The 24,985-nt window shown below is 60.2% G+C and carries 15 protein-coding genes; 6 read left to right on the forward strand and 9 right to left on the reverse strand.

Annotated elements, in window-relative coordinates; translation table 11 throughout:
• The coding region (locus KDL09_RS00050) for a radical SAM/SPASM domain-containing protein (protein ID WP_294380043.1) at window positions 1–1,189 on the reverse strand (1,189 nt) is incomplete at its 3' end.
• A gap of 139 nt (window positions 1,190–1,328) precedes the next feature.
• Here KDL09_RS00050 and KDL09_RS00055 point away from each other — a divergent pair.
• The 4 genes from KDL09_RS00055 (at window position 1,329) to KDL09_RS00070 (ending at window position 9,113) form a co-directional block, all read left to right on the forward strand.
• Complete coding sequence (locus tag KDL09_RS00055) at window positions 1,329–3,167, forward strand: tetratricopeptide repeat protein (RefSeq protein ID WP_294380045.1); 1,839 nt, start codon at window positions 1,329–1,331, stop codon at window positions 3,165–3,167.
• On the forward strand, window positions 3,164–5,716 hold the full coding sequence (locus KDL09_RS00060; RefSeq protein ID WP_294380047.1) for a hypothetical protein: 2,553 nt from the start codon (window positions 3,164–3,166) through the stop codon (window positions 5,714–5,716). Before KDL09_RS00055 ends, KDL09_RS00060 begins: the two co-directional genes overlap by 4 nt.
• Before the next feature lie 75 nt (window positions 5,717–5,791).
• Window positions 5,792–7,600, forward strand: coding sequence for a DNA polymerase III subunit gamma/tau (gene dnaX, locus KDL09_RS00065; protein WP_294380049.1), 1,809 nt, complete (start codon window positions 5,792–5,794; stop codon window positions 7,598–7,600).
• Between the two features lie 52 nt (window positions 7,601–7,652).
• Window positions 7,653–9,113: a peptide MFS transporter gene (locus tag KDL09_RS00070; RefSeq protein ID WP_294380051.1), complete on the forward strand. Its 1,461-nt coding sequence runs from the start codon at window positions 7,653–7,655 to the stop codon at window positions 9,111–9,113.
• Window positions 9,114–9,185: 72 nt separating this feature from the next.
• Here the strand turns inward: KDL09_RS00070 and KDL09_RS00075 are convergent, their stop codons facing one another.
• The 3 genes from KDL09_RS00075 to dusB all read right to left on the reverse strand — a co-directional run bounded on the left by KDL09_RS00075 (window position 9,186) and on the right by dusB (window position 14,405).
• The gene (locus KDL09_RS00075; RefSeq protein ID WP_294380054.1) at window positions 9,186–12,062 is read right to left on the reverse strand and encodes a DUF1549 domain-containing protein; all 2,877 of its coding nucleotides are present in this window, start codon (window positions 12,060–12,062) and stop codon (window positions 9,186–9,188) included.
• Between the two features lie 91 nt (window positions 12,063–12,153).
• Entirely contained in the window at window positions 12,154–13,386 is a 1,233-nt protein-coding gene (locus tag KDL09_RS00080; RefSeq protein ID WP_294380056.1) for a M48 family metallopeptidase, read from the reverse strand.
• Complete coding sequence (gene dusB / locus KDL09_RS00085; protein ID WP_294380058.1) at window positions 13,383–14,405, reverse strand: tRNA dihydrouridine synthase DusB; 1,023 nt, start codon at window positions 14,403–14,405, stop codon at window positions 13,383–13,385. Before dusB ends, KDL09_RS00080 begins: the two co-directional genes overlap by 4 nt.
• 52 nt (window positions 14,406–14,457) lie before the next feature.
• On the opposite strand from dusB, the gene KDL09_RS00090 reads away from it, so the two are divergent.
• Window positions 14,458–14,631 (forward strand): hypothetical protein, encoded by a 174-nt coding sequence (locus KDL09_RS00090; protein WP_294380060.1) that lies wholly within the window; start codon window positions 14,458–14,460, stop codon window positions 14,629–14,631.
• 52 nt (window positions 14,632–14,683) lie between these two features.
• Here KDL09_RS00090 and KDL09_RS00095 read toward each other — a convergent pair whose 3' ends face one another.
• Window positions 14,684–15,412, reverse strand: coding sequence for a segregation/condensation protein A (locus KDL09_RS00095; RefSeq protein WP_294380062.1), 729 nt, complete (start codon window positions 15,410–15,412; stop codon window positions 14,684–14,686).
• 53 nt (window positions 15,413–15,465) lie between these two features.
• Window positions 15,466–18,360 carry a c-type cytochrome gene (locus KDL09_RS00100; protein ID WP_294380064.1) on the reverse strand — a complete coding sequence of 965 codons (2,895 nt, stop codon included), beginning with the start codon at window positions 18,358–18,360 and terminating at the stop codon, window positions 15,466–15,468.
• Window positions 18,361–18,458: 98 nt separating this feature from the next.
• Here KDL09_RS00100 and rlmF point away from each other — a divergent pair, with 98 nt between their 5' ends.
• Window positions 18,459–19,331 carry a 23S rRNA (adenine(1618)-N(6))-methyltransferase RlmF gene (gene rlmF / locus KDL09_RS00105; protein WP_294380065.1) on the forward strand — a complete coding sequence of 291 codons (873 nt, stop codon included), beginning with the start codon at window positions 18,459–18,461 and terminating at the stop codon, window positions 19,329–19,331.
• A gap of 20 nt (window positions 19,332–19,351) precedes the next feature.
• Here rlmF and KDL09_RS00110 read toward each other — a convergent pair whose 3' ends face one another.
• From KDL09_RS00110 to KDL09_RS00120, 3 genes are read right to left on the reverse strand one after another with little or no spacing between them, the layout of a single operon-like run.
• A complete protein-coding gene (locus KDL09_RS00110) occupies window positions 19,352–20,440 on the reverse strand; it encodes a cytochrome c peroxidase (protein ID WP_294380067.1) in 1,089 nt (362 codons plus the stop codon).
• Between the two features lie 6 nt (window positions 20,441–20,446).
• Window positions 20,447–23,602 (reverse strand): fused MFS/spermidine synthase, encoded by a 3,156-nt coding sequence (locus tag KDL09_RS00115; protein ID WP_294380068.1) that lies wholly within the window; start codon window positions 23,600–23,602, stop codon window positions 20,447–20,449.
• A gap of 55 nt (window positions 23,603–23,657) precedes the next feature.
• Window positions 23,658–24,956 (reverse strand): Gfo/Idh/MocA family oxidoreductase, encoded by a 1,299-nt coding sequence (locus KDL09_RS00120; RefSeq protein WP_294380070.1) that lies wholly within the window; start codon window positions 24,954–24,956, stop codon window positions 23,658–23,660.
• Window positions 24,957–24,985: the final 29 nt, after the last annotated feature.

Consider the following 24,985-nt stretch of genomic DNA (forward strand, 5'->3'; position numbering starts at 1 on the left):
GATAGACGCCGAAGTCGTTGAAGAAGAACTTTTTGGCGAGGAAGTACATCCAGTGCTTCTCGGGGATCTCCTCGCCTTCGCGCCATTGGCTGGTGCGCGGGGTCATGCTTTCGATCTCGGCCATGGCGGTCTGGCGGATGGTGCTGTCCTTGGCGGTGTGCTTGGTGACGACGGCTTTCACGAGATCAGGGCGCTCCAAGACGATACAGCCGCGTGTGTTGGAGGACGCGATGGTGCGAAAGTCGTGGAGGAATTCGCTTTTCGTGAAGACATCGAAGAGATCGTCCTGCGTGCGCACGCTTTCCTTGGCGAACTGGATGATGGGACAGGGCTCGATGGCGCCGGTGGGACTGATGTGATGGCTGATGCCATTCGCCATCGGGCAGAGCGCCTGGCCGTTGTGATCGTAGTAGGCATCGACGATGGCGATGGGAAGCTTCGCCCGCATGTTGACGACGAATTTGCGCACCTGCGTGATCTGTTCCGGCGTGAGCGCGAGTTCGGCGCTGATCTTCGGACCGACGGGACGATAGGTGTGATACCAAGCGTAATGCACGCCCATGTCGATGAGGCGGCGCAGCCATTTTTCGGTGAGGAGGTCGTCGATATTTGTTTTGCAGAGGCTGGTTGCCACGCCTGTGAGCACGCGGGCGTCGAGGCAGTTCTGCAATCCGCGCAGCGTGCGCGTGAGGACTTCCTTGTTGCCGCGGCGTTCGTTGCTGATGATCTCGGTGCCTTCGATGCTGACCAGCGGCGTGACGTTGCCAAGCTTGCGCATCGCCTCCGCGGCCTTCGCGGTGATCATCTGGCCATTGGTGAAGACCTGGAAGTACGCGTCCGGGTGCAGCGAGAGAAAGTCGAACAGCTCGGGATGCATGAACGGCTCGCCACCGAGGATGCCGAAGAAGGCATTCCCGCGTCGTTTCGCGTCGTTCACGATCTTGTTCAGTTCGTCGAGGTTGAGCGACTCACGCGGCTTGTCCACGTCCACCCAGCAGCCTTGGCAGCGCAGATTGCAGGAGTTGAGGATGGAGATGTAGAAGAATGGCGGGAAGAACTGCCCCTGCTTCATGCGCTGCTTGTGCAGCATGACCGACCGCGCCCCCTTGTAGCCAAAATTCCAGCCGATCTTCGCCAGACAGAGCGGATCGACGGTGCGGAGGATGCGTGAGGTGAGGGAAAGGAGCATGATAGACAGAACGAAGCTCAAGAGGTCATGTTGTGGTCAAAGGTCAAGGTGTGAGACCGCAAAAAGAGGTGTGTTCATCGCAACGGGTGCTCGGCAGTTCGGACGAGGGCGGCGTAGTATCAAGCAGAAGGGGCAACGCATGAACCATCCATCGTACCATCAGGACTTGGGCACCCGCCTTCTGTGGAGGAGATTGTTTCAACTGGGGGCAGTCATGTTTCTCGTGTGCCGGGTTGCAGGGGCGGCGGACGCCTGGCAGACGGCACTCGGTCTGCTCTCGGGTGGAAAGGCGAGGGAGGCTGCCGTCGCTTACGAAAAGCTGATCCGCCAAAACCCGGCCGAGGCGCGGGGTTACATGGGCCGTGGTCGTGCTCGCCTTCTGCTGGAAGATCCGGAGGGTGCGATTGCCGACTTTACCCGAGTGATCGATCTGACACCGAAGGATTCCACCGCCCTTAACAACCGTGCCGTAGCCTACAACAAAGTGGGGAAGCGCGATCTCGCCCTGGCGGATTATACGAGGGCGATTGAGTTGAACCCGCAGAGCGCGACCTTTTACTTCAACCGGGCGTTTACCTGGAATCTCGTCAACGAACCCGAGAAGGCGCTGGCGGATTATGGCAAGGCCATCGAACTAGACCCCAAAAGCGACAACTTCTATGTGGACAGGGCGGAGGTGTTCAGGGGCCGCGGGGAGTATGAGAAGGCGGTGGCGGATTGTGACAAGGCCATCGAATTGAATGCGAAGAATGCATTCGCCTATTTCAATCGAGCCTCGGCGTACAACCAGTTTGGCGAGAATGAACGCGCCTTGGCAGATTATGACAAGGCGGTAGAACTGGCCCCGAAGGTTGCGAAATTTCACAACAATCGCGGCTTCTTTCTGATGAACAGAGGCGACAACGAGGGCGCGATCGCGAGTTTTGACAAAGCGCTCGAACTGATCCCGAACGGCACGGTCTATCTGGGCAATCGCGGACAGGCGTGGCTGAACCTGGGGCAGCAGGGAAAGGCGATGGCAGACTTCGACAGGGCGCTCCAGATCAATCCCCAGCATGCCAAGGTGTTTCGTAACCGCGCAGGTGCCTGGCTGGCCGCAGGCGAATATCAAAAGGCCATCGACGATGCCACGAAGTGCCTCGATTTGATTCCGACTGAGGCGCGGGCTTTCCTTTTCCGGGCTGCGGCACGCGAGGCCCTGGGCGACAGTGTCGGAGCCAAGCAGGACATGGAACGTGCGACGATTTTGGGACCGCAACCGCCGATGGGAGTGGCTGCGTGGGTGCCGTGGGAGATTCAGCAACGTGATGAGGCAGCAACGAAGGCCCTGTTGGAGAACGCCACGCAGGACAACCGCACCAAGCTTGCCTCGGCACGTCATGATCATGCCTTTGCCATTTTGGACAATGAGAGGCGTGAACCGGACCAGCCTGCGCTTGAGGAGGCTGTGGCTTACGCACGCTCAGCGGCGATACTTGAACCGGAGAATGTCTCACACTGGTTTCTCACTGGTGTGCTGTTTCGGGAGTTGGGCGCGTTTGACGAGCGGGCGTTGGTGATGGCGGAGAAAATGTTCACGCAAGCCCTCGAGGTTGATCAGGAACATGCGGCGACGTGGTTGGAATTGGGATTGATGCTGGCGGAACAGGATCGCCCGATCGAAGCCATTCCAGCGCTCGAGCACGCGGTCGAATATGATCCCGCACGCGCCGGATCCGAGGTTATCGGTCGTTTGTGCGCGCTGTATGCGGCCAGTGACGAAGGCTTTCGCGGGGTGGATTTTTTTCAGGAGCAGTATGCGGCCAATCCGGAAGTGTCCGCCCTCGGTGTCGGACGCGCGTTGATGCTGGACTGCCTTGGGGATCGCGAGGCAGCGCTGTCGCAGGCGCAGGACATCGTGCTGATCGAAGACGCGGGCACGCAGGAACATGATTACGCGGCCAAACTGGTTGCCGAATGGAAAGGAGACGCGCCATGAGACGATTGGTGGCCATCTGGATTCTCCTGTGTGTTGCTCCGGTCCGGGCGCAGACGGGCGAGGTGCTTGTGTCCGTGGATCCGACGGCCAGCGACAGTCTTGCGGCGGAGCAGAAGCGTTTTGAATATCGGAAAAAGGCACTCGAACTGCAGCCGCCGGGGCCGCAGCGCGATGCACAGGTGAAACAGGAGATTCAAAAACACCTCGCGGAAAACAAGCGCATTTCCATGCAGGAGCAGGCGGCGCGGAAGGAAGTCATTTCCGATTTGAAGCAGAGGTGGGGCAAGGTCGAATCCGACTGGAAGACCGAATGCACGCGGCATGATGCGGCGAAGCGGCAGCTTGATGCGCTGCCTGAAGGGCCTGCGAAGACGGCAGCGATCGAGGCGGAGAACGCCGCTCATCGCAACACCAGCAAGCAGATCGCGACCGAGCGCAACGTGGTGCACGAAGGCGTGATGCGGCAGGCGAATCGTGAAGTGATGGGCGGGCAAACCGGTACGAGCAACAGCATGAGCAAGACGGCGGGCACGGCGATCACCGACCCGAACCACCGCGGGATGAATGGTGATTTGGACGCTGGCGGCGGCTATCGCACGACGGAGAAGGCGGCCAAGATCCTTGATGAGATCGGTGTCAAAGGCCCGCCGGACCCGGTGACTGGAAAGGCCGGGCGCGTGAAGATCACCGGCGGCGTTCTGGAGACCGCGCCGGAGTTTGGCCTGACAGTGAATGCCGCCCCGGGCGCGGATCGCATCGGCAGCGCGGGCCATCAGGCGCAGGTGAACGTCGGCGCCCAACATGCTGAGACTTATGTGTCGGAGACCGGAGGTGCTTTGAATGGCGGACCGCTCAAAGATCACGTTGCCACCCTGGACCACACGAAGAAAGCCCTGCACGGCACGAATGCGCCACCCGAATCCCTCGTTGGCGGAAGCCCCGAGGGGCAGGTGATGGCCAAAGGCACTTTGAAAGCGGCGAATTCGGCCGGCCTGGATCCGCAAACAGTGGAGGCCATCGCTGCCAAAAACGGTGTCAAAAGCCCGGATAAAATTCTCGACACACTTGCGGAAATCAAAACCGGACGGGCAGCGATCGCCAGCCCTGAAGAAGCTGCGAGCCTGCAAAAGACCTCACGCGAGATCCTGACGGCCGCCGAGACAAAAGTGCAGAGCGCCGCCGCCACCGAGGCGAAGCAGATGCAGACCAGGATCGCTGACCTCGAGGCCAAGGGGATGAAGCCACAGGCGCAGCAGGTGCGAAATGAGATCGCCGATTACAACGCCAAGGTGAAGGCCGCTTCCGATGCTGTTAAGGGCACCAGCGAGCCAGTGCGCGTGAACGAGGAGCCGAAAGCCGCTTCCGGCGGCAGGCTCATGAAAGCGGGGGGTGCCGGACTCATGATCTACGGTATCTACGAAGGGTATCAGAAGGCGAAGGAGGAGATGGCTGCCAACAAACAGGGGGAGTCTCAAGGCGCGCTCAGTTCGACGAAGGACAAGGCGGAACTCGCGGGTCGCACCTTCTGGCATGGTCTGGGATTCAGTGGCATGGCCGAGATCGGAACGCAGGCCGGCAAGGACGCCTTTGATCAATACAAGAAGGACATCGCCTCTGGAAAGATATCGCCCAACGATTGGACACCTTACCTGGCGATGAAGGCAAAGGCGCTGGGAGGCGGCTTGTTCGCTGCGGGGAAAGCCATGACCTACGATGCCGCCAAGCAGAGCGGCACGAATCTTGGAAACGCCATCGTCGAAGGCTTGGGGGCCGCGAAGGATACGATCAAGTCTTTCAAAGACGCCCGCGATGAACAGAAGACCCGAGAGGACCAGGCCAAAGCCGTCCGCGACCTGCTCATCAAAAAAGGAGGTTCCACAGCCGGAGCGCAGATGGCAGCGGACGGCGTGCTCAAGGGGGATTTCACCGAGGCGAATCGAATCAACAAGGTGCTGGATGGCAAGATCGCCGCCAAACAGGCTGCCGCCGACAACGAAACCAAAGCCCGCTCCTACCGCGAGCGGAAGAAACTCGCGGCAAAGCGTGAAGCAGGCAAAGAAGAGCAAAAGAAACGTGAAAACGCCACGGAGGACGCCGTCAACCTGCGCGAGACGGTCATTGGCAAACTCAAGGCGAAAGGGCTGCCTGCGAACGCCGGGCTCATCGACGGCCTTGTGCGAATTTTGGAGCGGGATGGCCTGCCTGCTCTGGACGCAGCCATTGGAGAAATGACCGGCATGCAGGGAACTTTTGTGGGCACATTGAGCGGGAAGGGCACCCTCCGGATCACCATTACCGGAACGCGCGTCACCGGCACCTATGGACAGACCGCCACCGCAAGCGGAGCGACTGCCACCGTTCGCGGAAGTATAAGCGGTGATGTAGAACTTAGTTCAGGCACCATCTCGATGAAAATGATCGGAAACGTTGCCGCACCGGGGCTTACCGTTCCGTTCTCCTCAACCCTGAGTGGTGGCTTCACTGGCAAAGGGTACAAAGGATCCGCCACGACCCCAGATGGCCGTGCATCGTGGAACGTGAGCAAGTGAATTGTCGACTGAGTTTACTGCTCCGGTTTTTAAACTTCCGGTGGCTTCCAAGTGGCGCTTCGCTAGCCTGAATGCGTGAGTTACCAAGTTTTTGCCCGCAAATACCGCCCCCAGACTTTCGAGGACGTCCTAGGCCAGGATCATGTCGTGAGGACGTTGAGGAATGCCATCGCGCAGCAGCGTCTGGCGCATGCCTATCTGTTTGTGGGGCCGCGTGGCACGGGGAAGACCTCAACGGCGCGCATTTTTGCCAAGGCGCTGTGTTGCAAGGAGGGGCCGAGCATTGATTTTGATCCGAGCGACGAGCTTTGTGTAGAGATTGCCGAAGGGCGTTGCATGGACGTGCTGGAGATCGACGGCGCGAGCAATAACGGGGTCGAGCAGGTGCGTGAGCTGCGGGACAACGTGAAGTACGCGCCTTCGCGCTGCCGGTACAAGATCTACTACATCGACGAGGTCCACATGCTGACGACCGGGGCCTTCAACGCGCTGCTGAAGACGCTCGAAGAGCCGCCGGAGCACGTGAAGTTCATCTTTGCCACGACGGAACCGAACAAGATTCTGCCGACGATCATCAGCCGCTGCCAGCGCTTTGACCTGCGGCGCATTCCAAACGCGGTGATCGCCAAGCATCTGCTGCACATCGCGAAGCTGGAGAAGGTGAATCTGGATGAGAAGGCGGCCTATGCGATCGGTAAAGGCGCTGAAGGCGGGATGCGTGATGCGCAGTCGATGCTTGACCAACTGGTGGCCTTCTGCGGCGAGCGAATCACCGAGCAGGATGTGCTCGATGTGTTTGGGTTTACGTCAGGCGAGTCTGTGGCGCAACTGGCGCGGCACATTCTCGAAAGCGACACCGTGAGCGCCCTGCGCTCGGTTTATGAGCAGAACGAGGCGGGCAAGGAACTGGGCCGTTTTCTGGGAGATTTGATCCAGCATTTTCGCACGCTTTTGGTGCAGCAGGCCGATCCTGAAGCTGCGGCCGAAGATTTGAGCCCCGAAGTGGCCGAAGAGGTCGTGGCGCAGGCACAGATGGCGAACACGGAACAACTGTTGCGTGTGGTCGACGGTCTTGCGGACGTCGATGCGCGCATGCGCTGGGCAAGCAACAAGCGCCTGCATTTTGAACTGGGTGTGATCGCGGCTGTGCAAAACCTGAACGAGGTCTCGATTAGTGATGTGATCGATGCTTTGGATTCAGGCAGCAGCGCCGGACTTCCCAAGCTGGCACCGAGGGTGCAGACGGCGCCGCCACCGCTGCGTCGAGCTCCGGCTCCGGTGATGAAAGCTGCCGAGCCGGTGAAACCTCAGCCGGTCGTAGTGCGGGAGGAGAAACCAGCCCCGGAGCCTGCCGCGTCGCCATCACCCGTGAAGGAGGCCGAGCCAGAGCCGAAGGAGCCGCTCAGCGAATCGGAGTTTTGGACGAAATTGGTGGGCTTGGTTCAGGAGCGTCGTCCGTTGGCGGTGTCTTGGCTGCAGGTCGCGTCTCTGCTGAGCATGGGCCGCAACGTGGCCAAGGTTGGTTTTCCCACGAGCGAGGGATTTGCCCGCGACAGCCTGATGCGACCGGCGCAGATGAGCTTTCTTGAAAGTCTGGCACAGGAGCTGACGGGACAGGCGATGAAGTTTGAGTTTGTTCTCGATCCGAGTCTGAAAGCGCCTGAGTTTTCTGAAATCGGCCTCGGCTTGTTGGATGATCCGGCGCCGGCTCCCAAAGCGGCCCCTGAGCCGAAAGCGGAACCCAAGCCTACGCCAAAGGAGGAGGTGAAGGCTCCAGTCGCAGAGGAATCTGCCGCTCCGAAGGTCAATGATGACTTCTACAACGATCCGCTGATTCAAAGTGCGATGGTGAAGTTCAAGGCGAAGCTCGTGACCCCAGGCTGAGGAAGCACTGGCGTTTTGGGGAATGTCGTCTTGGATGCGCATCTCTCACGCCATGACTTCTGAATCCACCAGACACCCACGCGGCATTCGCACCCTGTTCTTCACGGAGATGTGGGAACGCTGGAGCTACTACGGCATGCGTGCGCTGATGGTGCCGTTCATGACAGCCGCTTCCGGCGGGTTGGGGTTGGAGAAGAAGCAGGCCATGGCCATTTACGGCCTCTACATCGCCACGGTCTATGCGTCTGCGTTGCCCGGGGGCTGGATGGGAGACCGGCTGTTGGGCACGAAGCGAGCGGTGTGGTGGGGGGGCGTGGGCATTGCGCTCGGGCATCTCGTTTTGGCCATTCATCATCCAACGGCCTTTTATCTTGGGCTGCTGGTCATCGCACTTGGATCTGGGCTCCTGAAGTCCAACATGAGCACTCTCGTCGGGCTGATTTATCCCGAGGGAGGGCAGCGGCGGGATGCGGGTTTCACCTTGTTCTACTTGGGCATCAATCTTGGGGCGTTTCTCGGGCCGCTGGTTAGCGGCTGGCTGCAGCAAAGCGCCACCTGGGGATGGCGCTGGGCCTTTGCCTCTGCTACGGCGGGCATGTTTCTGGGGCTGACTCAGTGGCAGCTGACGCGGAAGCACTTGGAGGGCGTGGGCGACCGTATCGATCACCCAAACCAGAATCTGAAGCGTGAGTGGATAGCCTTGTGGGCAGCAATGGGAGGGCTTGTCGTTGTCACGCTGCTGTGCGTGCAAGGTGTGATTGTGCTGGATCCCGTGGCGCTGGCACATTGGGTGACAGCGGCCATTCTCATTGCCGCAGTGTTTTTCTTCGTGTGGCTTTTTCTGTATGGCCGGATGGATGCTGATGAGAAGGCTCGCACCTGGCTCATCATCATGCTGTTTTTCGTCTCGGCTCTGTTCTGGGCGGGATTCGAGCAGATGGGGTCCTCTTTCAATGTCTTTGCGGAAGATCACACCATTCGCGAACTGGGTTCATGGACGATCCCGACTGCTTGGTTTCAGTCCATCAATCCGCTCTTTGTGATGATGTTCTCACCTGTGGTGGCGCTGCTCTGGCAGCGAATGGACAGGCGCGGGATATCGCCCACCATGACGACGAAAATGGGATGGGCCATGCTGCTGCTGGCGCTTGGATTTGGTCTTGCTGTTGTGGCGTCGCATCGTGCGATCGCTGTTGGCAAGGTGTGGCCGTTGTGGCTGCTGGGCATCTACTTCTGTCACACGATCGGCGAGCTCTTTTTGAGCCCTGTGGGCCTGAGCGCGGTGACCAAGCTCTCGCCTCTACGTCACACCGGTCAGATGATGGGGGTCTGGTTTCTTGGGACCAGTCTCGGGGACGTTCTCTCGGGCATCATTGCCGGGGAGGTTTCCGGAGATGCCATGCACGCGATGCCCGTGATCTTTGTGCGGGTCGTATGGATTTCTTCTGTGACAGGAGCGCTGCTCCTGATCTTTGCCCGCCCGCTTCAGAAGCTCGCCCGTGGTGTTCGGTGATCACCGGGAGTGGAAATAAAAAAAGCGGGTGGTTGAGGCTGGCTCAACGCACCCGCTTTGGAGGTTCGAAGATCAATGGTTGAAGTAGAACTCCTTGGAGTTCAGCAGTGCCCAGAACAAGTCTTCCAGCACGGACTGACGTGCACCGGCGTCGCTGGAGATGGCCTGCTGAGTGGCGGTCCATTCCTTTTCCAGCGGCATGCGGCCAAATACGCGAAGGAAGAGGTCTTCCACGATTTCGCGGTCGCTCTTCTTTTCCTGGATCATCTTGGCGACCACGCGGCCCTGCTTGATGCGATCATTGACGGCATCTCCGTTCATCAGATGCAGCGCCTGCGACAGGGTAGGCTCCATCTTGACTTCGCAGGAGCAGACGGATTCGCGTTTGGCACGGCCAAAGGTGGTGAGGAAGTAGTTCGATACCGCACCGTCGGCGATCTGAACCGCGCGGGCACCAAGCGGCAGACCTTGGAACTTGTTCGGCGTCTCGGTGATCTGCGAGATGGCATCGAGGAGCACTTCAGCGCGAACCCGGCGCACCTGCGCATGGGAGAAGTTGCGCATGTCACCTGCATTGGTTTCGTTGACCTTGGTGCTGCGCTGGTAGGTCTGCGAGGTGCAGATGTCCCGCACGAACTTGCGCATGTCGTATTTGTAGTCGGTCAGGTGCTGGGCCAAAGCGGCGATCAGATCAGGATTGGACGGTGGGTTTGAAACACGCACGTCGTCTACGGGCTCAACCACACCCACGCCGTTGAAGTGCGACCAGATGATGTTGGCGATGTTGCGGGCAAAGAACGGATTCTGCGGTGAGGCCATCCATTCAGCGAGCACTTTGCGGCGGTCCTCGCCAGCTTTCATTTCTGGAGTGTCACCGCCGAGGAACTTGGGCTTCATCACGGCCTGGGTAAGGAAGTGCCTCGATTCACCGCCCTTGCTGTTGAAAATGATGACTTCGGCGGGGTCGTCCGTCTGCTTGCGGCCAATCTGGCTGAAGAACGCTTTGAAGCCATAGTAGTCATCCATCGTCCAGCGGTCGAACGGGTGGTTGTGGCACTGGGCGCACTGAATGCGCATGCCCATGAACACCTGGGCGACGTTTTCGGTCAGCTTGAGCTGATCGATCTCCGTCTGGTAGAAGTTAACCGCAGGGTTGGAGACGGTGCCGCCGGTGGCTGAGAGGAGTTCTACCACGATTTCATTGATGGGGACGTTTTTGCCGATGCGCTCGGAGAGCCAGTTGTAATACAGAAGGGCGTTCTTGTAGAACGGCGGCTGGTTGTTGTTGATCGCGGATCGGATCTGCAGGAGTTCGGCCCACTTCATCACCCACAGTTCGGTGAACTCTTTGCGTTCGAGCAGGCTGTCCACCAAAGCGGCGCGTTTGTCCGGATTCTTGTCGGACAGGAAGCTGCGAATGTCGCTGGACTGAGGATAGACACCGGCGATGTCGATGAACGCACGGCGGACGAACTCTTCATCGGTGCAGATGCCTGAGGGCAGAATGCGCAGCTTGTGGAGGTTTTCATCGACCAGCGTGTCGATGTAGTTGGTCTCCGCCAGTTTGGGCCGCTCATATTGAAGATGATCCGGAATGACGAGCACCTGGGCGGTGACGGAATAGACGTTGAAACGTGCCAGCATGAATGCTGCACCGCGGTCACCCGAGGTGACGAGGCCATTTTTGTCGATGGTGGCGGTCGGATCGTTGTTCGACATGAACAGCGCGAGGTTGGTCACGTCACGATCAGTCCCGTCGGAGTAGGTGGCGCGCACGGTGATCTGCTGCGTGGCGTTCTTGCCCTCCATGACGATCTGGCTCGGAAATACTTCGATGCCGGTGACGGAAGCGACATCCTTCGCATCATCCTGCGCACCATTGGCGATCCACTCGATCAGGTTCTTGTTGTAGACCGAGTCTGGTTCAAAACACTGATTGCCCGAGTGCGGCACGGCACCCACGGCTTTCTCAATGAGAGAGCTTTCTTCTGGAATGGCAAGATTGATGCGGCGGCCTGGCATCTCACGAGTAATGCGGATGTAATCACCTGCAGGGTCCATTCCGAAGAGGGAGGTGCGGAAACCGTCCTTGCCACGCGCAGCACCATGACAACCGCCCTGATTGCACCCGCCGCGCATGAACACGGGCATGCAGTCCAGACGGAACGAAATCGCACGATCCTTGGTGCCGTCCTTGACCGTGATCGGCGCCTTTACCGTTTGTCCGCCGATGGAAGCAATGATTTCAGTGCTGCCAGAGTCGGCGACGGGCTTGAGTGTCAGACCGTCGAGCGCGGCGATTTTGCTGTCGGCCACTTTGAGGTCGCAAAGTCCGGTGACGTCCTTGGTGGTGGCATCTTGGAATGTGGCCAGCACCACGACGCGGTGGTAATCACGTTTGGTTTCCAGAGAGTAACGCTCGGGGAGAATCTGGATGCGTTTCAGGGTGGGCAGTTTTTTCTGAAGCTCGGCGATCGCCTTGCGCTGCTCAGGTGTCTTGTAGATCAACGTGAGATTCTGCGGCCACTTGGCACCTTCGGCGACCCAGCGCTTGAGCACATCGATCTCGTTGGCTGCGAGTGGACCGCCTTTGGGCGGCATGATGTCGTCATGATCCTTGGGCAGGACGATGCGCTTGATGATTTCACTCTTGTCAGGTTGCCCGGCGATCAAGGCAGGGCCGACGTCACCACCTTTGAGCAACGCTTCGGCAGAGTCCATCAGGAGCTTGCCTTTGATCTTATTCGGGTTGTGGCACTCGAGGCACTTGGTTTCCAAGAGTGGTTGCACATCACGGACGAAATCGACCCCGGGCGCAGCCGGGGTCGTGGCGGGAGCCGCTACCACGGGCGCCGAAGGAGCTGCGGGTGCCGTAGGATCAGGCGCAGCAGCAAAAACGGAAGAGGTGAGGGCGAGGATAAGGAGAGAAGCTCGCAAGGGGCTTTTCATAAGGGGGTAGGATCGAGGGGTTAACCAAGCTACGGGGTTGGGGGGGAGCATTTATCAATGGTGCGAGAAAACAACAGGAAGGGAGATATTTTCAGGCCTCCAGAGCCGCCAGCCTTTGGCCGATGGGGGGATGGGAGTAATGCAGCCAGACCGTCAGCTTGTGCGGATTGGGATGGGTGAGGTGGTCGAGGGACAGCTTCTTCAGGCCTGTCATCAATGGTTTATTGCCGCAGGCCGAGCGAGCGAAGGCATCCGCTTGGAATTCATGCCGCCGGCTCAAGGCACTGGTGACCATGCCCAGAAGCAGGCTGGCAGGCTGATAGACGATGCTAAAGAGTACCAAGCCGAGGCCCAAGTGCTGGCCGGCGACGCCGAAGGCCTGGAAAAACGCCTTCGACTGGAGTGCCTGATGGAGGAGATAAAACATCAGTCCGCTTTCCAACAAGCCGAGCACGAGCTGCTGGGGGACATGACGGCATTTGTGATGCCCGATTTCATGCGCAAGGATCGCTTCGAGTTCCTCGGTGGAGTGTTTTTCGATCAAGGTGTCGAAAAGGGCGATGCGTTTGTTTTTCCCAAAGCCGCTGAGGAATGCGTTCGCCTTGCTGGAGCGACGTGAACCGTCCACCACCGACACATCGACGACTGGAAATTTCAGACGTGCCGCCAATGCCAGCAGCGTTTCACGAAGGGGACCGCTTTCCAGCGGTTGGAACTTCAGGAACAGGGGCATCAGCAGACGCGGAGACAGCCACGCCATGACGATGCTGAAGATCGCCACCGTCAGCCAGGTGTAGAGCACGGCATGCGCCTGGGTCTGAAAGAACCAGAGCACCAGCGCCAGCAAAGGACCGCCCAGCAAGGCCGTGAGAAGCAGGCCTTTCACGCGATCTGCAATGAAGGTGCCCACGGTGGTGCGGTTGAAGCCGTATTCGGCCTCGATTTTGAAGGTGTCCCAGGCGTCGAAGGGCAGCGACAGCAGATTCTGCACAAGCAGTAGCACGCCGATCACGCCGACCCCTGTTTTGATCTCTCCCCAGCCCCATCCGGAACTCCAGCGTTCGATGGCGCCGAATCCTCCCACCCACCAGAACGCCACCAGCACCGCCACAGACAGTGTGCTGCGCAGCAGGTCGAGCCTGGCTGATTTGCTCGCGTATTCACCGGCCTTCAGCACCGTTTCGTCAGGGAATATTTCCTTCAGTCTCTGAGGCAGGGCATGACGAAACTGCGCAAGGTTTAAAAAGGTGGCGACGAGTTCGAGGTGAAACACGCCGAGCACACCGACGACTGCGGCGATGAACCAGGGATTGGATAACGTCATGCGAGGGAAGAGGAGTCGAGCGCGGGATGGTCGTAGATGTGCGAAGCCTGATGATCGAGATACGCGGCAAAGATGTCCTCCAGTTCCATCATGCTGCCGATTTGGGAAAATCGCTGCCGCAGCCATTTGCCGCCGGGGATGGACTTGGTGTAGTTCATGAGGCGATTGCGCATGGCGCGCATCGTTGGCAGTTCGCCCATGTGGGCATTGCGCTCGATCGCCAGCTGGCAGTGGCGGCGCATGAACTGGAAACGTTCATCGACGCCCGCGTGGGCGGCGTGCGTTCCGGTGGCGAGGTAATGCTTGGCCTCCTTGAACACCCACGGGTTCGCCATCGCCGCGCGGCCGATCATGATGCCCTTCACGTTCGTCTGGGCCCGGCGAATCTCCACATCGAGGCCGCTGGCGATGTCGCCATTGCCGATGACAGGAATTTTGACGGCGTCGGCCACCTGGCCGATCACTTCCCAGTCAGCGAGGCCGGTGTAGCCCTGCGCCCGTGTGCGGCCATGCACGGCAATGGCGCGCATACCACAATCCTCGAGAATTTTTGCCACCTCGATGGCATTGACGTGGTTGGCGTCCCAACCGATGCGAATCTTGGCCGTCACGGGAATCGGCACCGCTTTGGCCACCTCACGCGCCACGCTGGCGAGCAGCGGGCAGTCTTTGAGCAACGACGAGCCGCCGTTCTTGGCGACGACTTTGTTCACCGGGCAGCCGAAGTTGATGTCGATGAAGTCCGGCTGCTTCCAGTCGATGATTTTTCGGGCCGCCTCACCCATGCGCACGCCGTCGGAGCCGAAAAGCTGCACGCCCAGCGGCCGCTGGGCGTCATCGAAGTCCGTGTAGTGCCGTGTGCGGTCGTCGCGCTGCAGGATGCCTTCGGCGCTGACGAACTCCGTCACCATCACGTCGGCGCCCTGTTCCTTGCACAGGCGGCGGAAGATCACGTCCGTCACCCCGGCCATGGGGGCCAGATAGAGGGGGAAACGGTCGTTGTTCAGCCAGGGAAGCATCTTCGATCATAGCCGCACTGGCACAGTGCGGCAAGCCGTGTCACAGTTTCGGATGGCAAGACGCCGCCGCTTCCGCAAACCACTTGTCCCGGGCCTCTGGACCGTGCTGGCGGCGTTTGTCCTGATCGGATGCATCGGTGGTTTGTTCTGGGGGCTGGCCGTTGCGACTCAGTTCACACGCGTGAGCCCGTCGTCCACCGCTGCGGCCGTGGCGAAAGGAAAGTGATCAGCGAACTGGTTGTCGATCATCGATCGAACTCTTTTCTACTCAGGGCGTCTCAAGCGGCGGGACGCACCACGACGATCTCGCCGAGGAGCTGCTCCTGCTCCACCTGAAGGTGGTTGAGTTTGATCAGCTCCAGCATGGCCAGGAAGGTTACGATGACTTCGCCACGGCTCGCTGCACTGGTGAACAGGTCCTCAAACTTGATCCGCGAGCCGACCTCCAGAATGGTGAGCAGATGCTCGATCTTGTCCGCCACCGTGTAACGGTCGTTGACGATCTCGCGGAAATCGGTGGTGTTCTCGAACCGCTTCAGGATGCGCTGAAAGGCGCGGATGAGGTCGAAAATTCCCACCTGACCGACGCTCGCCACGGGAGCCTCAAGATCCGGCAGTTCGGGCGTCGTGACGAAGAGTTCGTCGCTCTTCACCTCCTGCACTCCGAGGAACTGGGCCGCCTCCTTGAATTTCTTGTACTCGACGAGCTGGCGGATCAGCTCCCAGCGCGGGTCGCTTTCCTCCGCGTCTTCTTCAGGCGGTTGCACCGCCTGCGGCAGCAGTTCGCGGCTTTTGATATACATCAGGTTGGCCGCCATCACGATGAACTCGCTCGCCAGCTCGATGTTCAGTGCCTTGAAGGTGTCGATGTAATCCAGGTACTGCCGGGTGATGCGCTCCAGCGACACGTTGTAAATGTCGATCTCCTCCTTTTTGATCAGGTACAAAAGGAGGTCCAGAGGGCCTTCGAAAATCTCAAGTTTGACTTTGTAGTCGGTGTCTTCCACGCGCCGAGATAGACCGGAGAACCGACGAAGGCGAGGGGAAAAATGTCATGAGGTCAGCGGGAGTTCGACTTCCTCAGCCGCACGGCCCGTACATCCGCGAGTTCCTGCTTCAGGGTGCCTTCAGGCCGCATGAGCAGCTTCTGCACGCCGGACTTGAGGCAAAGCCTGCCTGCGAACTGCTCCGCGAAAGACTCGTAGCCTCCGGTGGACTTGACCACGCCTGTGACGCTCGCACTCTCGCCTTCGAGCACATAGGCATCTCCGGCTGAGGCCTCGTCTGCGGCGAGGGTGACGAAGACCTCGAACTCGTCGTCGGCCGACACGTCGATCGTCCACTCCGCCACATCGGTGGCGATCCTCCATGGCGCGAGCACGTTCAGCGACGGTCGATAGGCGAGCTTCTGGCCATAAGTTTTCGCTGCACTTGCCGGCAGGATGAAAACGCCCTCGGCGTCGGCCTGGATGGCTCCACCACCCTTCACATCCACCTGCATCAAAGTGTCGGCGGTCCATGGCATTTTGCGGTCCTTGGTTTGCTCGCGCACGGCGGTAATTTGGGCGGCGGTGATGGGCGCGGCTTCGTTTCCCCAGGCGTTGCGGATGCAGCTGAGGACATCGGCGAGCTTCGCGTCGTCGAGCAGCGGGTTCATGCCCTGACCGGGCATGGCGAGGTTCCACTTCTGGCCGTTCACCTCGATCTCGCCATACAAACCGTGCAACGCGATGCGGATGAGGCGCTCGGGCTCGCCGGTGACCCAGGTGCTTTCGGCGAGAGGTGGCGCGACATTCGGCACGCCATAGCCGGTGGGCTGATGACAGAGGCCGCAGACGCTCTGATAAACCGCCGCGCCGCGTTCGATCTGCTGTTTGGCGGCGTCGCTGAGTGGTTGCTTGCGTGCGGAGAGCGTCAGGTTCTCCGCGCCGGGCCAATTCAAGGCCATGCGCAGCCGCTGAAGGCGTTCGCGGGCCGCGATGTCGCGATTCTCGGCCATTTCATCCAGAAACGCTGGTTTGGCCTTCAACGTCAGTTTGGCCTGCGAGGCGAGAAAACCGTCCAACAAGGCCCCGCGCTGCCAAATCGCCATTTCGGCCATTTTGGCGAGAATGATCTCCGCCTTGCCATCCATGCACGCGAGCTGCGAGAGCAGTTTGAGCGTCTCGATACGATGCGCGGTGCTTTGCGGCCATTTCAGCAAGAGCTGCAGCAAGGCGATTTCTTTACCGTGAATCGTCGTCATGGCCGCGATGCGGCTCAAATCATTTTCATGACGCGTGAGATGCTCGGCAATGGCCGAAAGCGGTTTCGGTGAGAGCAACGCGTGAAGTCGCACGCTGGCATCGGGTTCATCATTGAGAGCGATTTCGGCTCCGAGCCGCGCTGCGGCAGCTCGCACGCGTGGATCAGGGTCGTTTGCGGCTTTTTGAAGATGCGCGGGCGTGAGCTTGCCCATGCCTTCGAGCGTCCAAAGCGCATGCAGACGATGCAACGGCGTCTCGAAGCGATTCGGATCGCCGATGTCCTCACCACGCTCGACGAGCAAACGCTGCGCGGTGTTTCGCTGCCAGCCATTCGGATGTCCCAGCATCTTCACCAAGTCTCCATCACTCCCTTTCTCCCGCTTCGCTCCTTTCTCATGCACGATTCGCCAGATGCGGCCGTGATCGTTGCCTTCGTAGAGTTTGCGCTGCTCGATCTGCTTTGTGAGCCAGGGGACGATGAAGATGACGTGCTCGATGATGCCGTGATACATGTCGGCGAGGTACAGCGCGCCATCGGGGCCGACGCGGGCATTCACGGGACGGAAGCGTTCGTCGGTGCTGGCGATCAGTTCTTGTTCAGGTGGGAAGAAACGCGTGGCGTGGGGATACACATCGCCATCAAGCTTCAAGGTGCCGACGAGGTGACCGGCGGAGTCGGGCACGAAGACGTTGCCGTGCATCTCGGGCGGGAATTGATCGCCATCGTAAAAGCAGGTGCCGGAAACGATCGTGTAGGTGCGCAGACGACCGTCATCGCGGAGTTCGAGCGCACCGAGCGTGACGGCGGGCGTGACGCGGATGGGAAAACATTCTGCGGCATCCTTTGCGACGTTCACATTCACGCCGAAGCCGCCGCGCCCGCCGCGCTGCGCGAGTTTGGCAAGGTTTTGGTGACGCATGAGGGCCTCGGCGGGGAGGAGGTCCATGTGCATAGCGCTGTTCTCATAGCAGGAGATGAAGCGGCCGGTTTCATCGAAGCTCACGCCGAACTGGCCGCGATGCAGCGTGGGCTCGTCGATGAGCTTGCCGTCCTTCCATTGATAGCGATGCGGCCAGTCGGCGCAGTGCAGCCAGTTGTCGATGCCGCGACGCAGGCCGTTCGCCGTGTGCTGCGGATTCCCGCCGACGCCCATCGTGCCGACCTGCGTGCGTTCGTCGCAACGCAGATCGCCGTCTTTGTCGGCGCAGAACCACAGCTTCGGCGGCTCCTGCAGCAAGATGCCGCCTTTCACGAAGGCGAAGCTGCGTGGCATTACGAGCCTGTCGAGAAAGACAGTGCTCTTGTCCGCTTTACCGTCGTCATTGGTATCCTCCAGCACCACCACGCGGCAAATCGGATCGCCCTCGCCACTGCCCTTCACATCGCGCATGTAGCCCTGATACTCGACGACCCAGATGCGTCCCTCGGGATCGAACTCGAAAAAGATCGGGCACTGCACCATTGGCTCGCAGGCGACGAGTTCTGCGCGGTAACCGGGCGCGAGCTTGAAGGTTTTCGCCTCTTCCTCCGCCGAACGCACGGGTGCAGGCGGGACTTCTATGCGCTTCAGCAGTTCCTCGCCCTTTTCCCAATCCGCCCATCCGGTGAGCGCTGACGGCGGACGCGCACGCGGACGATCCGCAGGGATGGTGCCGGTTTGAGCCACGAGATGGGCGGTGAATGCGATGAGGCACAGGAGGCGGAGCATGCGGTTACTACGGATTGCCCGATGTCGGTTCTGCATGGAAGATGATGCGTGCCCGCGAAGAAAATTACCAACGCCCGTCTGCCGAGAGGTGGGAAACGATGAAAAAGGCCGACACGAAGGACCTGTTGCATCCGCGCAGCCGTTTTCGCTCGCGCTATGACTTTCCGCGTTTGGTGGCGGCACATCCGGCGCTGGCGGCGTTTGTAAAAATGAACGCACATGGTGATGCGGGCATCGACTACGCTGATCCGCGGGCCGTGAAGGCGCTGAACGCGGCGCTGCTGGCGGATGCGTATGGCCTGCGAAGCTGGGATTTGCCTGCGGGGCATCTCTGCCCGCCGATTCCGGGGCGCAGTGACTACATTCATCATCTGGCGGATCTGGTGGATCTGCGAAGCGGTGCCGACGTGCGTGTGCTGGATGTCGGAACGGGCGCGAGTGTGATCTATCCGCTGATCGGTGTCTGCGAATACGGTTGGAGCTTTGTCGGCGCCGAAGTGGATGCTTCCTCGCTACATTGGGCACAAAAGAACGCAGCACTGACCGGGCAGATCGAACTGCGGCAGCAAAGGAACGCGGCGCAATGCTTTCGCGGCATCATTCTGCCGGGTGAGCGCTTTGCTGCGACGATGTGTAATCCGCCGTTTCATGCTTCAGCAGCGGAGGCTTCGGCAGGGGCGCGGCGGAAACAGCAAAATCTCGGTTTGAAGGCGCAGGCGTTAAACTTTGGCGGCACAGCAGGTGAACTTTGGTGCGAGGGCGGTGAGCTGGGCTTTGTGCGCCGAATGATCGCAGAGAGCCGCGAGTTCGCGGCGCAGTGCGCATGGTTCACGACGCTCGTCTCCAAGAGCGAACATCTGCCGCGCTTCGAAAAGGCGCTGCGACAGGTGGAGGCTATTGAGGTGAGAATCATCGACATGGCGCAGGGCCAGAAGAAGAGTCGCATTCTCGCCTGGCGTTTTGGTGTCTAAGCCGGAACGAGAACTCCGTCTCACGGCGAGATCGCTCCCGCCACGGGCAGACAACTCGGAACGCTTTGAGGCACGCTCTTATCATAGTCATCGCTGTTCAGCGCTTCGAGGAACGCGAGGATGGCGACGTGATCTTCGGGGAGCAGATTCATCTGGCGGAGCAGGGGATCGAGCGGAGGGAGCGTGGAGTCGTCGCCGCCTTCGAGTGTTTCGGCGGCCTGATCCATGAGACGGTCGTAGAAGAAGATGACCTCTTCGAGCGTGAGATTGCCGCCGTGATGCATGTAGGGCGCGGTGTGCTTCAGATTGCGCAGCGTGGGCGTGCGAAATTCGGTGCGGTTGGTGCTGCTGTCGGTGAGGCCGATGGCGTGGAGCTTGTAGTCGCTGAACATCGGGCCGTTGTGGCAGAGCGAGCAACCGGCCTTGTGAAACACCTCCATGCCGTGCTGCTGCGCGGCGCTCATCGCGGATTTATCGCCGCGCATGAAGCGGTCGAAGGGCGAGTCGGGCGTGATGAGCGTGCGTTCGTAAGAGGCGATGGCGTCGGTGACTTTGTCGGCGGTGATGTCGCCTTCGAAGCGCTTCACGTATTCGGGAATGGCCTTGAGGCGGTCGATCATCGCGGGAACGGCCTCGGCTTCGCTGCAAACATCGCCGCGCATTTCCTCGCGCTGACGGACGGGTGCCAGCGCCTGCGCTTCGAGGCTCTGCACGCGATTGTCCCAGAACATCGGCGACTGCTTCGGATCAAACGGCTTGTCGGAGGCGATACCATTGAAGGCGGCGTTGAGGATCGTGGGTGTGTTGCGCTTCAGCGGGAGGAACTCCGCGTTCTTCGCGAGTCTGCGCTGCGGTCCGATGCCGATGGCATGCACGCCAAGAGGTGTGGGCCGTGCGTCCGCCCAACCGAACTGCGGATGATGACAGGTCGCGCATGCGACCTCGCGTGTGGCTGAGAGAACCGGATCAAAGAACAAGAGGCGGCCGAGCTCGACCTTCTGCGGCGTGTCCGTCGGCAACGCGGCGGAGCGGGGCAGGGCTTCGATCTTCGTGTTCGGCAACGGTTCAACCGCTGCGGTCGCGAGGATCACGACGAGAGTGGTGAGCATGTGTTTTCAACGAACGTCGGCCGCCGCTTCATCCAAGCGGCGGTCGGTGTGGCTGAGAAATTCCTGCAGATCGCGTTCGGCCTGCTGCGTGCGCGGATGAGAAGCCGCGCGGTAGGTTTTGAGACGGAACTCCAGGAATTCACGCTGCCACGGCGGGTTCGGTTCAAACAAGGCGAGCACTTCGAGTTGATGCTCGGAGGAGAGCAGCGGGATGATTTCGACCAGCGTGTTCATGCGCGTCGGATCGGCCAGTCCACCGGGAAAGGGCTGGCGCAGAACCTCCATGAACGATGGCGCGAGATCGCGATTGGCCGCCACCAGCGGCGGAACGAGCGACAGGGCTGTTTGAACGGCGTGCAGGCGCACCCAGACCTGCTGTCGAAGAGCTTTGAAGCCGTCGAGCAGTTGAGTGGAGGCGTCGTCGTAGGATTCGTGGCGAAAAGCGGAGAGCGCAGCAGCGAAGTGGGCGTCGGCGGGCCAGTCGGAGCGGACGGCGCTGAGAAGCGGCGGCATTTGTTCCGCCGTGCCTGCATGCGCGGTCGATTCGAGCAGCATCAGTTGCTCGAACGGACTCGACGGCTCGCCCAACCAGGAAGCGAGGACGTCGTCTGGGTTTCCTCGTGCAAACGCCACGAGTGCTTCGGCACGACGTTGATCGTCGTCTTCAAGATCCGACGGAATGGAGAACGTGGAGCCATCGGCTGCCAGCATCCGCAGGCGCTCATAGGTGATGCGATCGCGATCCAGTTGCGATGCGAGGTGCGCTGGGACGTCCGCTTTCATGGCGACGGCCATGGTGAGCACCTGGGTGGTTTCGAACTGATTGTCTTTGGAAAGGGCACGGGCGAAGCCGTACTCCAGCAGGTTGCGATCGTCCGTGTTGATGTGAGCGGGAGTTGTCTGCAGCAGACTACGGGCGAAGTCGGGCGAGGCGAGATGATGCGCGAGGACGCCTTCGACGGAGCTGGTGAGCCAGACGCGTTTGAGCGCCTCGGTAAAAGGTGGCTGCGTGATGCGCGTGTGAAGTTGTTCGAGCGAGTAAGCCGGCGGCGTTAGATGACCGATGAACAAAAGATCATTGGGGCCGGATATCCAGGTTTCCACATGCGGGAACACGGCGGTGAGCGTGGCATAGACCTGACGAATGGCATGCGCATCGACTTCGTAGCCTTGCACCCACTGGGCGAACAATCCGTTATCTTTGAGTCTCGCTTTGGCTGCGGCATAAAACTCCTGCGTGAACAGCGTGGAGACTCCGGCGCGATAAGGATTGGAAGGCTCGGAGATGATCAGGTCATAGCTGTTTCCCGCTGCAAGCAACGCCTCGCGCGCATCGCCAGCGATGAGATGGACGTTGGCCTTGGAGAGCACCTTCCGGTTCACCGGGGCGAAATGTTCGCGGGCGAGAACCGACATGCCGGGTTCCAGTTCCACCACATCCACTTGCGCCATGTCTGGCACGTCGGCTACCCAGCCTGCTGTGGTTCCCGTGCCAAGCCCGACAATGAAGGCGTTGTGCGGCGCGGGATGCAGCAGCGCTGGCACTAGGCCCTGCATCACCTGCGTGTCGGCATCGCCAAAGGCCGAGCCGTCGGATTTGCCGTTCACGTAGAGGCAGTAGCCGTCGTCGCTGGTGACTGCAGCCACGCTGGCCTCTCGTCCTTCGAACTCATGCGCGATCTTCCAGCGGCTCGCATTCAACCAGCCGCGCAGGCCGTTGATGGAACCTGGGAGCGCCTCCACACGACCATAACCGATGGGTTTGTGGCGCCACGCGGCGCTGGGACCTGTCGAGCTGAACATCAGAATGCAGGCGCCGACCCACAGGATTGTGATGACGGGCCAAGCTCGCCGTGCGGTTGATTTTGCACCCAAAATGGCTGCACCTAGGCTGAGCAGGAGTGTCAACGCCATCACTAATCGCCATGCACCCGGCGCGGTGAGCCAGGGAAGCAGCAGAAAACCTCCGGCGAGCGAGCCCGTGATGGCTCCGAGCGTGTTGGCGGCATAGGCGTATCCGACATGACGACCTGCATCGCGGTTTCCTGTGCCTAGCAGAGCTACGAGAAGCGGGAACTGAACGCCTGCGAGGATCGAAGGCCCGAGCACGAGGAGGCTGGAGATCAACGTCCAGCCGACGATCTGACCGGACAAACCGAGGGAGCGCAGTTGATTCACGTCGATGGCAAAGACGGCGATGCGATCTCCGAGCGCCCACGGCAGTGCGAGGAACAACACCTGCCATGCGGCGACACGAGCCAGCGCTGCGAACGTGACGGCACCTATTCGTGAAGCCCAGATCATGCGATACAACAAGCCGCCGAGACCGATTCCTGTGAGTGCGAGGGCGAGGATCAAGCCAAAGCCATAGACGGAACTGCCAAGCAGCGGGGCGAGCAGGCGGAACCAGACGAGTTCGCTGAGGAAAAATGTGAAGCCCGTGATGCCTGCTGCGAGATAGATGAAGCGCGTGGTCAGTGAGCTGCCCGTCTCCGCGGGTGCTGTCGTTTGTTTCACCGGCTCCACCGGCGTCGCATCACGCGCCACCCACCATGCGGCGGCGCCGATGAGGAGATTGACGCCTGCGGCGGCCATCACGGTGGTGCGGATGCCCCAGAGCTCCAACAGCCAGAAGGTGCTCAGCAGTACACCTGCGAGCGCACCGAGCGTGTTCACGCCATACAGCACGCCGAGACTGCCGCGCTGCTGGTCTTGATCCGTCTCCACCCATTTAAACGCCGCTGGCAGGCTGCCGCCCATCAGCAGACATGGTGGTGCGAGCACGATTGTTGCCAGAAGAAGTTGCAGCAATGTGGCGGTGATCTGTCCCAGAGCGGCGATCCCACCGGTGCTGAGATACAAAGAGCGAACGAACCAGAGCAGCAGCGGCGTCAGCAATGCTGCGACACCGACACCGAGTTCGATGAATGCATAGAGCCGCAGCGGATTCGCCGACTTTTCGACCCTGCGTCCGACCAGCGCGCTGCCGGCGCCCATGGCCCCCATGAAGATGGCGAGTACGGCTGCGGTTGCGGGGGTGGCACCGCCAAAAACGAGGCGAAACTCCCGCAGCCACGCCATTTGATAAATGAGTGCACAAGCCCCGGACAGTGCCAGCAGGATGGCGAGGAAGGGGAGGCGCAGGGATGGCGGGAGCGTCATTATCGGTGCATCAAGACGCATGAAGAATGAAGTGTCCAGCCGGGAAACTCACGACTCACACCGCCGGTGTCGCCCAATGTTCGCGATATTCGCGTTTGAGCAGCTTGGAGGTGTCGGCGTTTCCGATGAACTGCTCTTTCATTGGATCAAAGACAAGCGCCTGATGCGTCCGGGCGGCGATGTTGCCCAGGTGGCAGAGCGAGGTCGAGAGGTGATTGATGGTGATGTTGGCGTTGAGTTTCGCGCCGGTGCGGATGGCGTCGAAAAAGTTGGCGTGATGCGCGGCAAGGTCGGGGCCGGCCCCAGCTTTGATCTCTTCGATGAGCTTGTTGCGTTCGCCGTAGATCTCCCACGTGCCCTTTTGCTTGCCGCCGATGACCATGCCTTTCGTGCCATACCACGCGCAGCCGTTTTCGTGGCCTTCCTGCACGTAGGGGCTCCAGTCGCGCTGTTCGTAGATGAGCTGCTTCGTTTTGCCAGCGATGTCGTATTCGAAGGCGCAGTAAAGCGTGTCCGGCCACTCCTGATCGTCGTCGAAGAAGAGCTTGCTGCCCTGGCCGATGATACGGTTGGGATGTTGGTCCACACCGAGGCCCCAACGCGCGATGTCGATGTCATGCACGCCGTCGTTTCCGAAGTCACCCGCGCCGAAATGGTAAAACCAGCGCCAATGACCGGGATGGTAGGTGCTCTTGAACGGGATTTTCGGCACGGGGCCGAGCCACAGGTCGTAATCGAGCTCCGGCGGCGGTTCGCTGGGCGCTTTGTGGCCCTGATTCTTGCGAAGCTGGCTGTTCCAGGCCTTCGCCACGAGAATGTCGCCAATGATGCCGCTGCGGAGTTTTTCGACAATCTGAATCGTTGCTGCCGTGCTGCGGCTCTGCGTGCCGACCTGCATGCACACTTTGTTTCTCGCCGCCGCTTCGATCATGAGGCGGCCCTCACGCAGATTATGCGAGCAGGGTTTCTCCACATAGACATGCTTGCCCGCGTTCGCGGCAAGAATGGCGCCCGGAGCATGCCAGTGATCGGGTGTGGCCATGAGCACGGCCTGAACGGCCTTGTCATCGAGCACACGTCGCATGTCGGTGACAATCTTCGGCGTCTGGCCGGTCATTTCTTGAATCAACTTAGCTGCCTTGTCGGCGCGGATCGAGTCCGCATCGCAGACATACGAGAAGATCACGTCATCGCGTTTGCACATCGTCTTGATGTGATTCGTTCCCATCCCGCCAGGGCCGATGAGGGCGAGGTTGATTTTGTCTCCCCTGTTCTCCGCTTTGAGCAAGGCGGGTGCGGCAAGCGTTGCGAGGGCGGAGGCACGGACGAACTGACGGCGGTTGAGCGTGTTCATGACGCTCATACGCGGGCAAACCGCAGCTC

It is taken from the genome of Prosthecobacter sp. (genome assembly GCF_020439865.1).
Classification (GTDB): domain Bacteria; phylum Verrucomicrobiota; class Verrucomicrobiia; order Verrucomicrobiales; family Verrucomicrobiaceae; genus Prosthecobacter.